This window comes from Bradyrhizobium sp. CCGUVB23 (assembly GCF_024199885.1).
Lineage (GTDB): Bacteria > Pseudomonadota > Alphaproteobacteria > Rhizobiales > Xanthobacteraceae > Bradyrhizobium.
Genome location: NZ_JANADQ010000001.1, coordinates 2,495,519 through 2,510,872, shown reverse-complemented (window position 1 = coordinate 2,510,872; position 15,354 = coordinate 2,495,519). Strand labels below are relative to the sequence as shown.

Genomic DNA, 15,354 nt, shown 5'->3' with positions numbered 1-15,354 from the left:
AATCGATCGGATTTATGAATTTCGCTTCGCGATCTTGGGACGTGCTTTGCAAAATTCTTCGTCAGGCAAGATAAGGTTGACGTGACTGACGCCCAGCGTGCTTGCGAGCTCGAACAGCGTCACTACAGTCGGATTGCGCTGACCACATTTCAACCCGCTGATGTATTGTTGAGTAACGCCAAAGGCATCGGCGAATTTTCTCCTGCGTGAAGCCTTTTCGCTTCCGCAGCCTTTTCGAAACTCTGGCCGTCCAAACTGTGATGTTTTCGGCGAACTTATGCGAGCAGTCCCGCTATTTCTTCTTGTGACGTGGACGAGCCGGCTTGCGACCTTTGCGCAATGTCTTGTGGGAGGTTGCTCCCTTGGGTGGTTGGACAAAGAACTCAGATAAATGAACACCAAGCGTTTTAGCGATCCGGTCGAGAAGATCGATTGTCGGGTTCTCCTCTTGCCGCTCTACGCCGCCCAGATATGAGCGGTCAATCTCCGCATCGTAAGCCAATTGCTCCTGCGGAATACCGAGATCCACGCGGATCCGGCGCACATTCCAGGCCACAAGCGCACGAGCTTTCATGCGCCAAAGCAGCCATTGGGCCGGCCATCAAACCACTGGCTATAACCGCTCTATTACGGTAAGTTCGTCAACTGAAGATAACGAACTCGCCGCGTGAGCTGACATGAAAGAGCCGGCGTTAGATCCTGATGTCGCGGACGCGGCGCCGAATGAATCGGAGCTGACGTCCTATGACCAGCAGCATCTGGTGACGTATTGGCGACTCCTCGATGCCGAGGCGGATGGCGCTGATTGGAGCGAAGTTGCCAGGATCGTGTTGCACATCGATCCGGATCGCGAGCCAGGGCGCGCTCGCAATGCATTCGACAGCCATTTGGCACGCGCAAAATGGATGGCGGACCACGGCTACCGCGACTTGCTTCGTGTTGGCGCTCCAAAATAGCAAAAATTCATCGCCTGGATTGCGCAGGGAGAAAGAACTTCTCCCGTTGATGGCGTGATCGACTATTTGCATCACGCGTGATGCACAATTTGTGGCTACCACAACAACCCCAGGATTTATAGACACTGCGCCGCAATTTCGATTTGGCGGGAGATCACAGCAGTGTCTAAATTCGACTGGCGCTCACCGGCGTCGTATCAGAGCGTCAAAGATGGCGAGACGTCGGATTTCGCCTGGGAAATCCTCCGTCGCAATCCCAAGTATCAAGCTGACTATCGGAACACGGTTTCGAAACACGGGCAGGTGACTCCTGAATTTCGGAGGAGATGGGGCCTCTGCTTTCGCTCATGACCCGCAGAGGTCCTTTCATCAGCAGGCCATCTTCTGGGCGCCGGAGGCTTTACCGGCGGTGCTACCGATCGTTCGGAGCGCTTCCGGCTCGGATATCGTTGCCGCTGCGCTTGCGCTTGCCGAACCTGCATCGGACAGGATCAGAAAGGCGGCGGATGGTTGGCATGTTGTATTGCGCATTCAGGGAGCCAAACATCATCTGTGGCTGAAACAGGCCCCGCAGTTCGGTGCCACTTATGCATTCGAACTGCCGCCTGACGCGTTTGAGATCCGTGCCCATGCCGCAAATCGGTTGTTGCGTGCGATCAACGGTCGCCCGCCAGGACCTCCGTTTCATCATCTATCGGTACAACGACGTAAGCGATTGGCGCTGGCGCTGCGCGCCCTCGATGGATGCATGGATGGCGCCTCCTATCGAGCCATCGCCGAGGTGTTGTTTGGTTCAAGACGCGTCTCCGAGCGCGCCTGGAAAACCCACGACCTGCGCAGCCGAGTTATTCGCCTGGTTAAGGCGGGTTTGGCGCTGATGCGCCGCGGCTATCGTGCCTTGCTCCGTCCTGCGTCTCGCAAAAAATCGTGAGGCGAAAATCATTGCTCAACCTGCGAGAGGAGTCCTTTAAAGCATGATCCGGACCCGAAGGGCCGCGTTAGCGCAAAGTGTGAAGCGGTTTTCCCTCGCGACAAACGCGGAACGCGTTTGCGTGGAGATCATGCGCAAACAATAACCTAAAGCGCGATGACGATTCATCCTAATCTCATCGCGCTTTAGTGCCATCGTGACCGAACCTGGAATGCAAGTCTTGGCGTGTTGCGGAGCCATCGCCGGGTGCCGCAACACGCTGCGGGTTCATTTCGCTTGCAGTAAGCAAACGTCAGCTCTGACGCCAGACTGGCTGGACTGGGTAGGTCGGCCGAGGTCAAGCCCTCGGACGCGCTGAGGTTCCCTGAAATTTAGCGAGCTCAATTGTAGAAGAGCGGCTTGTGCATTGCCTATGCGCCTGGCGCTCGGGAAATTCTGACGAGAGCAAGCGAGCAATCGCTCTGACCTGTCCCGGATACCTCGGCCATCTCTGTCTCAAATCTCGCAGGTGGTTCTCCAATGTCAGTTTTCTTGCGCATGATAGCTGAAGCGGTGTCTCAGATTGCCATCTGAAATGACGAGGTCTGCCCGAGCCGCATGATCTTGCCCCCGCAATGTCATCATGCTGGCACGCGTTCACGAATGGCCTCCCGGCAGCGCATCTCGATCGGCCTTCGAAGCCGTGAGTTCCTCATTCAACTGCGCCGCGATCGATTTTGCCATCCGCAAATTCTCTTCCTTCTTGGTCGCGGCCAGACGTTGCGCTTGCTGAAATACCGAGGGCCCGAAAGCCAACGAGGAGTTTTCCTCAGCTTGCCGACCAATACTGTCTCGTTCGGCGCCATCAGCGGCGATGTCGAACGATCCTCCTGTCTTGCCGTCCAGGAAATCCCAGCAGGTCCGAAACAAGTGGCGATAGCCTTCCGTTGCTTCTGGCCCCTTATCAACGACGCCGGCTTGCTTTGCGAACTGAAGGTCCTGCTCATAACCGAGCTCTATCAAAAGCTCCGCCCCCACCAGGTCGGTCACGACCTGCATCTCTTCGACGCTCAAGTCAGATTGCCAAGCCTGTACTGAGCGGTCATCGACGGTTTTTCTCTCCAGGATCTTGCGATCCCCGAAAGTGCTGGTCCGAAGATAGTCCGTTTGCCCCATCGGCGCCGATGACATGTCGGCCGGAGTGTAACCAAGGCCAGCAAGCACGCACCGGATTTCCTCGTCGGGCTGCGCCACAAGGACCTCGTAGTGTACCACCTGCGTCTGAGGTCGACTGCGGTACGCTGCTAGCGCGGGCAGGCCCAGAACGAGGTCGGCGAGAGACGATGCGATTGCGGGGGTGGGCTGGCCCAGCGCGATATCGGCAAGACATGATGCGATCGCGGACGGGCAACTTGCGGCCAGGAGAGGGACGCCCCACGTCGATTTCAGTGATGCGGCAATGGCGTAGGGGTTGCGCATGAGAACGAGACGCGGTGCCTCCGGATAGAGGGAATCCAAGAAGTCGAGCACCGTCCAATAGCGCGGCGTCTTGTCTAGGAGGGTGCGCTTGCCTGCAGCGGCCAAATACCGGCCATAAGCCGCATCGGCAAAAGCGCGGGTAACGATCGCTCGATCTATCCGTCCCAAGAACTCCGAGGTTGCGGTGTGAACCAGTGATGCGCCGGCTGGGTGACGGTGGTCCACTTTACCGAAGGCCTCAAGTGCCAACATGAGCCAGGGCTCAGGCGGAGCCAAAATATCCGGGTGCCGCTGAAGCAAATGCGCTAGCAGCGTCGTCCCCGAGCGCGGAAGACCGAGAACAAAGCACAGCGCAGGCGAATTGCTTACATCGTGGTTCATCATTCAACATCCTATCCTTGGCCAGACCGAGCGTCCGTCCTGAACCCTTCGTCCGGTCGAAAGAAACATCGCCAGCAATGGCGATTCAGATGGGTTTCAACCATCCCCATCCTCAGATGACGTGCCGTTCGCGAGGATGACATCATGCCGCGACAACATCCGATGACATTGTGGTCGCGCTCTGGCTTCTTCGCTGCATGATCGCCCACCGCGCGCTTCAGATCGACGCAAGCACGGCACGTCCGATTAAGGCATTGCGTACAGAGATTGCTGGTTGTTCAGTGTTGTTGCGCACAGATTGGATCTTCTATCGCTCCCAATCGCAGCGCCTCGCGAAGACGAGCCGATCCATGTTTCGCACGATCTGGGTGCGATGAATTCAAACCATCTAGCCAGCCACAGCACTGGACCTGCAATCGGCTGCGACCAATTCCTTGCGAGGCCAGAGATCCCGAAGCATCGCTCAGTCGCACGGAGCTAAGCGATATAGAGAGCCTCTGAATACCTATACCGTGGTTTATTGGAAACAGGCGGCTACGCGACAGAGGAAGTCCGTCGCTTCGAGCCGGCACGATGCCGTTTTCCTCGCCAGCCAAAGGGTCGCAATGGGCTGGTGTTGGCCGATGCTCGCCGCAAACGTTAGAGTTCTTCTCAGAAGCCTTGGCAAAGATGATAATCGGTCCATTTCTGTGTTTGCCAACCTGACCCGTATTATCCGCCACTCGTAAGATCGGCAAAAATCAATAGTTTTGATCGAACACATTCAGAGCGTGGATTGATGCCGTATCCGTTTAACGACCCCCGTATCTGAAAGAGACACGGCAATCAGTTCTGTGCGCGTTATCCAGTCAAACTGCCGCTCGATGCAGCTTTCGATACCAGCGCAGACGCCTTATATCGTCCGTGGCGCACCATCGCGCGCCGCCCACCGGGACCTCTGTTCATTTACCCCAGCGCCGCGAAGGTTTGAGGTTGATGCTGCGAGCCGTCGAAGGAATCGATGCCCACCGCGCCATCGCACAATTGGTGGTCGACCTCGAACGATTCCTCAGCGCGCCTCTAAACCCTCGAACGACCCAGCTGACTATCGCTTTGCGTAACCTGTTTGGTGCTGAGGAGCGGAGATCGACGGATGGTGCTCTGCCTGTCATCTCGCAAGGAACGGAGCAGGGGTGCCGAAAATCAGCCCCGCATCTTCGGCATCCCCTTAAGTGCTTCTACTCCGCCATCATGCTCGTCGGCGCGCGATCAGACGCGCGAGCCCTCCAGATGAGCACGGAGCCTCTCAAATGCCCGATCCGACCGCCGGCCTGCCGCCGCGATACTTACGAACCCCCGAAGCGGCACGCTTTCTCGGCCTGTCCGGCCGAACTTTGGAAAAGCATCGCACCTATGGCACCGGGCCGACCTATCGCAAGCTTGGTGGGCGCGTTGTTTATGCGCTCGAAGACCTAAAAGCCTGGGTGGACCGCGGAGCAAAGAAATCAACCAGCGATCCCGGCATAGGCACGGTCTTGCCTGCGAAGCGGCATGCACCCATTCCGTATGCGGGCAAGGAGCGGCGCTGATCCATGTCGAACGACACATGTTTTGCTTATGGGCAACGTCACTCGGAGCGCGGCCAACTCAGATCTGTTTCGCTCATTGCCCGGCGATCTCATGCCGCGCGATGCGTCAGACCTGACGGCATATCCGCTCTTCTCGCCGGCAAAGTCGAAACGGATTGTGCCAATCGACCTCCGCGCCGGGACAATCACGATTCGTATGGAGGCTGTGCCGGAACATGGCGTGGAGCGGATTTGGGATGCGGACGTTGTGATCTGGACCGCTTTGCAGATTGTCGAGGCTCGAGATACCGGCTTGAAGCCATCCGGATTGATGAACCCACTTCATACGAGATCCTGACCTACGTAGATCGCGGCACCAGCGTGCGCGACTGCGAACGTCAAGGCAGCACTCGACCGGCTGCAATCAGTAACGGTCGTGTACGCGATCCGCCGGCCGACCGAGCGCCGCCGGCACCGCTTCTCCGGATCAACAGATGGAAGGAAACGGCAGATATGCACCGCTATGCCTGCGGAATCGAGCTGATCTTACCGGATTGGCTCTACACGGGGGTTCTCGATGATGCCCTCGTGTTGACGATCGACCGAGCCTATTTCGATCTGATTGGTAGATTTGAATGCTGGCTCGTTCGCCTCCTGCGAAAACATGGCCGACGTCAAACGTGCGGCTGGAGCTTTGATTTCGTAAACCTCCACGCCAAGTCGGGTAGCCGATCCCCGCTCAAGCACTTTGCTTACGACCCGCGCCAGTTCGTCCGTCGGCAGACTTCACCCGCGTATCGGCTTGTCATTACGCGTGACACTGACGGTGTGGAGCGATCGAACTTCGCGCCACTTCAGGTCCGTCCCCTCTGCAGAAAGGCTGGGAAGGTGCGGGCGCATCTCAAGGCCGGAGGAAAGCCTGTGAATTGCATCGTGCTATCACGGACCAGAATTTTCGTGCCATCGGCGGCCGCACCTTCGTACTATCGGGAACGGAAATCACTGCCAAGGGTTTGCTGTGCGATCGCTTTCCAATCCCCTAACTCTGCCAATCCCCAATCCCTCGGATTGCTTATAACGGGTCAGATCCGTTCGTCTGCGATCGGCAAGGTAACCGCCGCGAAAATCCAGGAGCGGCGCCGACCTCCAGCTCACGACAGCCACTCAGCTGCAGCCAACGTTATTACTGCCATTTGCCGAAAGATAAGCGCCTGTTGGCGCGGACCAGAGACGTCTGTGAACAAAGGAGCCGCTAGATGAGCGATGTCACAACCGTTGAACTCTTGTGGGTCGAAGGGCGGTTCGAGAACCGAATTCGGTTCGGCCAGCCCGTATCGGAAAAGGTCATTGACCGCCACCGCCGCGTTCTGTCATTCGCAACCGGCAGCATTTTTGCATTCGTACGCTGGACGTCCAACGATTTTGGAACCGTTCTGTCCCGCATCGACATTTTGCGCGCCGCAGTGCCCCAGCAGCGATATTCGACGGTCCCTTGGGTCAATCCCGGCGGGGAGAGCCTGATGCGATTGTCAGGTTGGACAAAGGTCGAGCGCGCACTGCAATTGATCGATGCGGTGGAGGCACTTGGTATCAATCCTGCAGATGCTGCGCCCGAGTACTGGCATCACGTTCACAACCGTCTCTCTGTCAACGAAAGCCCGCGAACCTACACCCGTGCGCGCCATCAGGCTTGGCTGCGACGTCGAAGACGGGAGCACTGATGGAACGGCTATCAATTATGCTTGCCATCTGCGGATCGGCAGCTCTGGCGCTGTGCTCGGACAGAGAGGCGCCGCCATCGTACATCTGGAACGCTTCAGACAGCGTTCCGATCGGCTTCTATCGACTGCAACCAGCGCGACAATTGACTGTCACTGAACTCGTGGCGGTTCGGCCGCCCGAGCCACTTGCGAGCTTCCTGGACTTGAACGGTTATCTGCCGACCGGTGTTCCCATGCTCAAACGCGTCCTGGCGCTGCCGGGGCAAACCGTTTGCAGAACTGGCCTCGCCATCTCCGTCGACAACATCGAGATGGGACTGGCGCGGGAGCGCGATGCACGTGGCCGGCCGCTGCCGGTTTGGCTCGGATGCCACCTCATAGCGTCAGATGAAGTCTTTCTCATGAACTGGCAGTCGGCGGATTCCTTTGATGGCCGCTACTTCGGGCCAATTCCAGCATCCGCCGTGATCGGACAAGCGCTCCCCGTGTGGACAAAGGAAGACTGATCTTGCTGAGCCTGCTTTGTGGATATGCAATACCGCCGGTCGATGGATCGCCGCACCTTCGCTCCGTCCCGGCCAGATTCTTGAAGACGATCGTGCGCGGTGCTTGTCGGCGATGGCCTCGCACGCAGCGGCCGAGCCCGCTACCCGTACCCTTCGCGAGCGCAAACGCTTGCAGTTCGATCTCTTTAGTGGCGGTCTGCGCCTTGGGTGCTGTGCTGGTTCTTGAACTCTCGTCGGACGCTTTGGCTGAGACCGCAATCCCGGCGCTTGAGTCCCATTCGCTCAGCTCCGTGGATGTCGATCCACATACCGCCTTCGTCGCCGAAGCTTCCCGCAAATTTGCGATCCCGGAGCACTGGATCCGTGCTGTCGTGCGGGTCGAGAGCGGCGGAAACGTGGGCGCCGTTTCCTCTCGGGGAGCATTGGGCCTGATGCAAATCATGCCTGAGACCTGGGTCGACCTGAGTATTCGCTACAGCCTCGGTGTCGACCCCTTTGACCCCCGCGACAACATTCTCGCAGGCACCGCCTACCTTCGCGAGATGCTCGATCGGTTTGGGTCGGGAGGATTTCTCGCAGCTTACAACGCCGGTCCAGAGCGGTACGAGGCGCATCTGGCTACGGGGCGACCACTACCTCGGGAAACGCAGGTTTACGTCGCCAGGCTCGCAGGATTGATCGGAATCACACGAGACCGGTATGCCACTTTGGCTGCCCGACGCACTCTTACGTGGCAGCAGGCAGCACTATTCTTTGATCGCTCCGACGGCGCGTCGGTCAATGCCAGATCGACATCGGCTCTGCATTCAATGAACAGCCCGAAAGATCTCTCGAACCTGGGAATGCTTGCCTTCGTATCTGGCGCGACCAAGCTCTTTGTGCAGCGATCAACCGAAGCGGAGTCCCGATGATCGCAATCGCATTTCGTCGCATGTTGTCGAAGTTTGTCGCGCGTTGGAGAGTGCTGGGGAGGGAGCAGGGGCTAGTCGATCGCGGATGGCAGGATAAAAGCCGCAAGGTGCGGCCGGTCGGTCGGGTGAGAATTGCCAGCAAATTCAGATACGCTCCAAACATTGCGAACATCTGCCACAACTTGTCATTTTCGCCACGACACTGTTTTGGCTCGACTTTCTGCACATTGCGGGGACCAAGATGACGCGTAACGATGATTTTCGCGTCCGCCCAGGCCAAATTCGCTCGACACGCTGGCCGCGGGCAAAGCCCTTCCTGGCGCAAGCGCTCCAAGCCGCGCAGAAGGCCGGCGGTCTTTCACGTCGTGCCGGCACTCGTGGCGGCCGGTTTGGGCGTGGGCGCGCTGCGACCCTTAGCGCCAACCGGCTCCTGCAAGAACGAGGCCGCGGTGCCATGGTCAAGGCGCGTGTCGTGCGGCGGATGCGCTCGCCAGGCGGCCTGCGGGCCCATATCGGTTACCTGCGGCGTGACGGCGTCACCCGTGACGGATCGCGTGGCGAACTATTCGATGCTGCCGGAGATGGCGCAGATGGCCGAGGCTTTGCCGAGCGCTGCGAGAACGATCGGCATCATTTTCGCTTCATCGTCTCGCCGGATGACGCCGGCGAATTGGGAAGCTTACGGAGCTTTACGCGCGAGTTGATGGATCAGGCCTCACGCGATCTCGGTACGCGGCTCGACTGGGTCGCCATCGACCATTGGAACACTGAGCATCCGCATATCCACATCCTTGTGCGCGGCCGTGCAGACGATGGTTCCGATCTGGTGATCAGCCGCGATTATATCAGCAAAGGCCTGCGGGCCCGCGCAAGTGATCTCGTCACGCGCGAGCTTGGTCCCCGATCGGAGCTTGAGGTTCGGCGCGGCCTTGAGGCAGAGGTTGCGGCCGAGCGCTGGACGCGGCTTGACCGCGCGCTTGCTCGGGAAGCGGGACGGACGGACGGGGTGATCGATCTGCGGCCAGAGCGCGGCGGCGGGTCCGACCCATTGCGCGAGATCCGGATTGGCCGGATGCGGACGCTCGAGCGGCTGGGGCTCGCTGAGCCCGCCGGTCCCGCGCGTTGGGTTCTCGCCCCTGATACGGAGCTGCGCTTGCGTGCGCTTTCAGAACGCGGCGATATCATCAAGCGGCTGCACAAGACACTCGCAAAGGATGGCGCCTCTCGTGCGCCATCCTCCTGGGCGCTCGAAGGCGAACGCCATGGCGAACTCGTTATCGGCCGCCTTATCACCCGCGGCCTCGATGATGAGCTCAAGGGATCGGCATTCGCCGTTGTCGACGGGATTGACGGACGTGTGCATCATCTCAGGCTTCCCGACATCGATGCGGCCGGCGACGGTCCGGTTGGCGGTATCGTCGAACTGCGTCGCTTCGAGGATACGAGGGGCCGCCAGCGAATCGCGCTTGCCGTCCGCTCAGATCTTAATCTCGACCAGCAGGTGGCTTCGGAAGGGGCGACCTGGCTCGACCGGCGCCTGGTCGCTCGTGAGCCTGTCGATCTCGCGCGCGGCGGTTTCGGCGCCGAGGTTCGGGCCGCGCTCGATCGCCGGATCGATGCGCTGGTAGAGCAGGGGCTTGCCCGCCGGGATGGCGACAAAGTCACATTAGGCCGCAACCTGATTGGCACTTTGCGCAACCGTGAGCTCGTTACCGTGGGTCGGCGCTTGGCCTCTGAAACAGGGCTGGCGCATTTGCCCGCTGAGGCGGGAGAGACCATCGCGGGCGTTTACCGCCAAAGGGTCTCGCTCGCCTCCGGTCGCTTTGCCATGATCGACAACGGGCTTGGCTTCCAGCTCGTGCCCTGGACACCGTCGCTCGAGCGTGAGCTGGGCAAACAGGTCAGCGGCATCGCAGGTCCCGGCGGGGTCGACTGGAGTTTTGGGCGCAAGCGCGACCTTTCGCTCTAACCCGCCGATCTCTTCGCCATGCTGCGCGACACCGCGACCTCGACAGGATAGCCGTTGAATGGCGCCCTCGCCGTGCGCATCAATTCTGGCCATGCCCGCAACGAAGATTCTTTGGGGTCAACTGCTCTTTGTCTCGATGGTCGTGCTCGCTTTCCTCTGGGCGGCCACCGAATGGACGGCTTGGCGTCTGGCTTTCCAGCCGCAGCTCGGGCCAGCCTGGTTCATGATCGCGGGCTGGCCTATCTACCAACCGGCTGCCTTCTTTCTTTGGTGGTTCGAGTTCGACGCCTACGCGCCTGTCATCTTCGTCAAGGGAGCGTGCATCGCCGCAAGCGGCGGGATCGCATCGGTCGGCGTCGCCATCTTCCTTTCGGTGTGGCGGGCAAAGGAGGCTCAGCATGTGACAACATATGGGTCGTCCCGTTGGGCGGATGCGCGGGAGGTTCGCCGTGCGGGACTTCTGGGGCAAGATGGCGTCGTGCTCGGTCGCTTCGAGGGCCGTTACCTCCGGCACGATGGACCCGAGCATGTCTTGTGCTTTGCCCCGACCCGTTCCGGCAAAGGTGTCGGCCTTGTCATTCCGACACTGCTGACCTGGCCGAACTCCACGATCGTCCACGACATCAAGGGCGAGAATTTCCAGTTGACGTCCGGATGGCGCGCCCGCTTTGGGCCAGTGCTGTTATTTGACCCGACCAATCCGGCGAGCGCGGCCTACAATCCTCTGCTCGAGATTCGCCGGGGCGACTGCGAGGTCCGCGACGCCCAGAACATCGCCGACATTCTCGTCGATCCCGAAGGCGCGCTCGAGCGTCGCAATCACTGGGAGAAGACCAGCCATTCCCTACTGGTTGGGGCAATTCTCCATGTTCTCTACGCGGAACCAGACAAGACGCTTGCCGGCGTTGCCAACTTCCTGTCGGACCCGTTGCGCCCGATCGAAACGACCCTGAACGCGATGTTGGCGACGCCCCATCTGGGAGAGCGTGTCCATCCGGTCGTGGCTTCGGCGGCGCGCGAACTCCTCAACAAGAGTGAAAATGAACGTTCCGGCGTACTGTCGACCACGATGAGCTTCCTAGGGCTCTACCGGGACCCCGTGGTTGCCAAGGTCACGGGGCGGAGCGACTGGCGTATTCGCGATCTTGTCGATGGACCCCGACCGATCTCGCTTTACCTTGTGGTGCCGCCCTCCGACATCGCCCGGACAAAGCCCTTGATGCGGCTCGTGCTCAACCAGATCGGGCGGCGGTTAACCGAGAGCCTCGATACCGACCGACGGCGGCAGAAGCTGCTCCTGATGCTCGATGAGTTCGCAGCCCTCGGCCGGCTCGACTTCTTCGAGAGCCAGCTCGCCTTCATGGCAGGCTATGGCATCCGCAGCTTTCTCATCACCCAGAGCCTGAACCAGCTCGAGCGCGCCTATGGGGCGAACCACGCAATCCTCGACAATTGCCATATCCGCGTTGCCTTCTCGACCAACGACGAGCGCACGGCCAAACGCGTGTCCGACGCGCTCGGAACTGCCACCGAAATGCGCGCGATGAAGAACTATGCCGGGCATCGGCTCTCGCCATGGCTTGGCCACCTGATGGTCAGCCGCCAGGAAACATCTCGTCCGCTGCTCACACCCGGGGAAGTCATGCAGCTCTCGGCCAGCGAGGCCGTTGTGATGGTCTCAGGCGTGCATCCCGTGCGCGCGCGCAAGGTCCGCTACTACGAAGATCCGCAATTACAAGGCCGGATATTAGGCCCGTCGCGCAGCGTTCCAGTCGGCTTGGTCTCGCAGCCCGACGATTGGTCGGCCCATACACCGATTCCGCCCTCGATCGATCTGCTTACCGCGTTGAAGCGCAACGTCCGCGAAGGGAATGGTGGCATTCGACGCGAGCCAGAACTGCCTCAGCAGGAGGAGGTCGTGATCTCAGCGCCGCGCGCCGATAACGAATTTGATGCCATGCTCGATGATAGCGATGCCGATGCTGTGCAAGCGACGGCACCGAACCGCTCGATGCAGGGGCTTGCACGTTCGGTCAGCCTCGACCCCGACGATAAGATGGGCCTCTGAGGATGGCGCGATGAAGAAGGCCCAGCTCAGCATCTACCTCGATCCAGAGATCTTTCGCAGCCTTGAGGCATTCGCAAAACGTCAGGGCAAGCCCAAGTCGCTGGTTGCGGAGGCTGCCATTGCCTCCTTTCTGTCTCCCGATGAGTTCGAAAGGCGGGAAGCGGCGATAGCCAAGCGGCTCGACCGGATCGTGCGCGTGCTCGAGCGCCTGGAGCGCAATGACGGTGTTACCCTGGAAACGATTGCCCTGTTCATCCGCTTCTGGTTGACGGCAACTCCGGCATTGCCGGAGCAATCGAGCCCAGCAGCGCGCGCCAAGGGCGCTGAACGCTACGATCGCTTTGTCGAAGCGCTCGGACGGCGGCTCTCCAGCGGATCGTCGCTTCTCAAGGAAGTCAGTCTCGAATCGTATGACACGGGAAGTCTTGATCCGACACAAGACAAAGCCGAGCCCGCCTGATCGACCCGCCATTTCTTTCGCTACGCCAGACCGCGATCGCCATCGTCAGAGCTGAAGCACTCTCGATGATATTCTTTCATTCCTGTCAGGTGCACTGGCAGTTCACCGCCGGCTTTCGCGCCCAGCACGGCCGCTTCCTTCTGTTCCCACCAACGCGAAGTCGTCAGCCTATAACCCGTTGGCCGCGGCGAGTGGGAGGTGTGCGACGTCCAGAACATCGCCGACATCCTCGTCGACCCTGATGGTAACCTCGAGAAGCGGAACCACTGGGCGAAGACCAGCCACGCATTGCTAGTCGGCGCCATTCTCCATGTCCTCTACGCAGAGGAGGACAAGACCCTCGCCGGCGTCGCGACCTTCCTGTCCGATCCTGAGCGGCCGATCGAGACGACGCTCGCGGCAATGATGCGCACGGCGCATTTAGGCGAGGCCGGCGTCCATCCCGTCGTCGCCTCCGCCGCACGTGAGCTGCTCAACAAGTCCGGCAACGAACGCTCCGGTGTCCTGAGCACGGCAATGTCGTTCCTAGGCCTCTACCGAGATCCCGTCGTGGCAGAAGTGACACGACGTTGCGACTGGCGGATCACCGACATTGTCGGGAGAGGTCGAACGTCCACGCTGTACCTCGTCGTGCCGCCATCGGACGTCAACCGCACAAGACCGCCGATCCGGCTGATCCTCAATCAGATCGACTGCCGCTTGACCGAGGATCTTAAGGCCAAGGCAGGACGACGCCGGCTCCTCCTGATGCTCGATGAATTTCCTGCGCTCGGCCGGCTCGACTTCTTTGAGTCCGCGCTAGCCTTTATGGCCGCCGGCTCGAGAAGGTCTACGGGCCAAACAACTCGATCCTCGACAACTGTTACGTTCGGGTCAGCTTCGCGACCAATGACGAAAGGATGCCAAAGCGGGGTGTCCGACGCACTGGGGATGGCGACCGAGATAAAGGCGATGAAGAACTATGCCGGCAGCCGGCTGGCACCCTTGGCTCGGTCACCTCATGGTGTCGCGGTCGGAGACCGCCCGCCCGCTCCTGAGCCCCGGCGAGATGATGCAGCTCCCGCCATCAGATGAGATTGTCATGATGTCGGGCCTCCATCCGATCCGCGAGGACAGCCGTTTTCAGGAGCGCATCTTGGCGCCACCGGCGCTGACCAAGCCCAGCGACAGCCGGCCGGACGATTGGAGTTCACGGCCACTCCCGCCGCGCCCCCACGGCCCCGCTCGCCTCGGCCGACGACCGGACCGACGTAGATGACCCGAACAGCGCCGACCGGCGGCAACTGGAACTGGCTCGTGACACTGTGGAGAAGAAGGAACCCCTCGACAACGAGTTCGCGTCTGACGTCGTGGATGAACTCGATGAAGACGCCCAATGCGCATCTCTGTGAGAGGTTGGGGGCGAGATTTGGGAGAGACCGAGATCATGGTTGGCGGTCTCCACGACGATCCCACCGGGATGACCGGTGCCCGAGGCTCTGGTCAAGAAGACGCTCTACATCAGTTTCTTCGCCTTCATCATCACCAATTTCAAAAGTCTCTCAAGGGTCATCTTCAACAGCTTCGCCGGTCTCGGCCTGAAGGCCGGCGGCTCGTCGATCTCGACAGCGGACTTCCTGCGGCCCGGCCGGCTCGCACAGGTCGGCCCTCGACGCCGGGCAGCCGCTGCTGGACGCGGCAAGCCAGATATGGGCTTCACCAGATTCTTGGCCAATTTCGTCCAGATCGCCGTGCTGATGGTGTCCTGGCTCTTGGTGCTCATCGCCTCCTTCATTCTGACGGTGCAACTGTTCGTCACGTTGCTCGAGTTCAAGCTGACGATGCTTGCCGGCTTCATCCTCATTCCCTTCGCCCTCTTCAACAATACCGCCTTCCTCGCGGAGAAGGTGCTGGGCAACGTCGTCGCCTCCGGCGTGAAGGTCATGGTGTTTGCCGTCATCGTCGGCATCGGCACCGGGCTGTTCTCCAAGTTCACCACTGTCCATGCTGGAGGTCAGCCGACCATCGAGCAGGTGCTCTCCGTCGTGCTCGCGGCGCTCGCCTTTCTCGGCCTCGGCATCTTCGGGCCCGGCATCGCAACCGGTCTTGTCTCAGGTGCGCCGCAGCTCGGCGCGGGTGCTGCCGTCGGCACCGGCCTTGCCGTCGCCGGTACGGCGATGGCGGGGGGCGCCGCGCTTGGCCTAGCCGGAAGGGGAGCGATGGTCGCAGCCTCCGGGGCCGCGGCGGCCGCACGTGGTGGCGCGTCGATGGCGGGCGGCATCCTCCGCCTACAGCCTCGCCTCAGCCGACCGGTCCGGCGCCAGCGGTGTCGCCTCCGGTCTCGCTGGTGCGAGCCGTGCTGCGGCAAGTAGCGCGGCAGCACCCGTCAGGCGCGCCACTGAGCAAGCGGCAGCTACGATGATGGAGAGCTTCACCTCTGGCGCCCGCGCCGGTGTCGCAAACACGG

General features: G+C 60.5%; 13 protein-coding genes and 3 pseudogenes. 13 read left to right on the top strand and 3 right to left on the bottom strand.

The features are described 5' to 3' along the window. Nucleotides 1-12: 12 nt before the first annotated feature. Together NLN62_RS11495 and NLN62_RS11490 are read right to left on the bottom strand one after the other, a co-directional pair. Nucleotides 13-262 (bottom strand): annotated as a pseudogene (locus tag NLN62_RS11495) (helix-turn-helix domain-containing protein). A 30-nt stretch (nt 263-292) separates the two neighbouring features. After that, nucleotides 293-574, bottom strand: a complete 282-nt coding sequence (locus NLN62_RS11490) for a helix-turn-helix domain-containing protein (protein WP_035661631.1) — start codon at nt 572-574, stop codon at nt 293-295. A 103-nt stretch (nt 575-677) separates the two neighbouring features. On the opposite strand from NLN62_RS11490, the gene NLN62_RS11485 reads away from it, so the two are divergent. The 3 genes from NLN62_RS11485 to NLN62_RS11475 all read left to right on the top strand — a co-directional run bounded on the left by NLN62_RS11485 (nt 678) and on the right by NLN62_RS11475 (nt 1,887). After that, nucleotides 678-956: a DNA -binding domain-containing protein gene (locus NLN62_RS11485; RefSeq protein WP_084801355.1), complete on the top strand. Its 279-nt coding sequence runs from the start codon at nt 678-680 to the stop codon at nt 954-956. Between the two features lie 162 nt (nt 957-1,118). Further along, a complete protein-coding gene (locus NLN62_RS11480; protein WP_084801356.1) occupies nt 1,119-1,307 on the top strand; it encodes a transcriptional regulator domain-containing protein in 189 nt (62 codons plus the stop codon). 58 nt (nt 1,308-1,365) lie between these two features. Further along, nucleotides 1,366-1,887 carry a DUF2285 domain-containing protein gene (locus NLN62_RS11475; protein WP_084801357.1) on the top strand — a complete coding sequence of 174 codons (522 nt, stop codon included), beginning with the start codon at nt 1,366-1,368 and terminating at the stop codon, nt 1,885-1,887. Between the two features lie 636 nt (nt 1,888-2,523). On the opposite strand, the gene NLN62_RS11470 is transcribed toward NLN62_RS11475, so the two are convergent. Beyond that, the gene (locus tag NLN62_RS11470; protein ID WP_305881671.1) at nt 2,524-3,729 is read right to left on the bottom strand and encodes a sulfotransferase; all 1,206 of its coding nucleotides are present in this window, start codon (nt 3,727-3,729) and stop codon (nt 2,524-2,526) included. A 1,286-nt stretch (nt 3,730-5,015) separates the two neighbouring features. Between NLN62_RS11470 and NLN62_RS11465 the strand changes: the two genes are divergently transcribed. The 10 genes and pseudogenes from NLN62_RS11465 to trbL all read left to right on the top strand — a co-directional run bounded on the left by NLN62_RS11465 (nt 5,016) and on the right by trbL (nt 15,259). Further along, nucleotides 5,016-5,294, top strand: coding sequence for an AlpA family transcriptional regulator (locus NLN62_RS11465; protein WP_254108825.1), 279 nt, complete (start codon nt 5,016-5,018; stop codon nt 5,292-5,294). Nucleotides 5,295-5,297: 3 nt separating this feature from the next. After that, a pseudogene (locus NLN62_RS11460) lies at nt 5,298-6,191 on the top strand (replication initiator protein A); the annotation flags it as partial. A gap of 338 nt (nt 6,192-6,529) precedes the next feature. Continuing rightward, nucleotides 6,530-6,994, top strand: coding sequence for a DUF2840 domain-containing protein (locus tag NLN62_RS11455; protein WP_254108824.1), 465 nt, complete (start codon nt 6,530-6,532; stop codon nt 6,992-6,994). Continuing rightward, nucleotides 6,994-7,500, top strand: a complete 507-nt coding sequence (locus NLN62_RS11450; RefSeq protein ID WP_371932971.1) for a S26 family signal peptidase — start codon at nt 6,994-6,996, stop codon at nt 7,498-7,500. The genes NLN62_RS11455 and NLN62_RS11450 overlap by 1 nt, the downstream gene beginning before the upstream one ends. A 212-nt stretch (nt 7,501-7,712) precedes the next feature. Continuing rightward, nucleotides 7,713-8,411, top strand: a complete 699-nt coding sequence (locus tag NLN62_RS11445; protein WP_371933119.1) for a lytic transglycosylase domain-containing protein — start codon at nt 7,713-7,715, stop codon at nt 8,409-8,411. Nucleotides 8,412-8,652: 241 nt separating this feature from the next. Next, the gene (locus NLN62_RS11440) at nt 8,653-10,380 is read left to right on the top strand and encodes a DUF3363 domain-containing protein (RefSeq protein WP_254108823.1); all 1,728 of its coding nucleotides are present in this window, start codon (nt 8,653-8,655) and stop codon (nt 10,378-10,380) included. Between the two features lie 91 nt (nt 10,381-10,471). Continuing rightward, nucleotides 10,472-12,448: a conjugal transfer protein TraG gene (locus NLN62_RS11435; RefSeq protein ID WP_254108822.1), complete on the top strand. Its 1,977-nt coding sequence runs from the start codon at nt 10,472-10,474 to the stop codon at nt 12,446-12,448. A 10-nt stretch (nt 12,449-12,458) separates the two neighbouring features. Then, the gene (locus NLN62_RS11430; protein WP_254108821.1) at nt 12,459-12,908 is read left to right on the top strand and encodes a CopG family transcriptional regulator; all 450 of its coding nucleotides are present in this window, start codon (nt 12,459-12,461) and stop codon (nt 12,906-12,908) included. Nucleotides 12,909-13,000: 92 nt separating this feature from the next. Beyond that, nucleotides 13,001-14,278 (top strand): annotated as a pseudogene (locus NLN62_RS11425) (type IV secretory system conjugative DNA transfer family protein); the annotation flags it as partial. A gap of 96 nt (nt 14,279-14,374) precedes the next feature. After that, nucleotides 14,375-15,259, top strand: a complete 885-nt coding sequence (gene trbL / locus NLN62_RS11420; RefSeq protein WP_254108820.1) for a P-type conjugative transfer protein TrbL — start codon at nt 14,375-14,377, stop codon at nt 15,257-15,259. Nucleotides 15,260-15,354 lie beyond the last annotated feature (95 nt).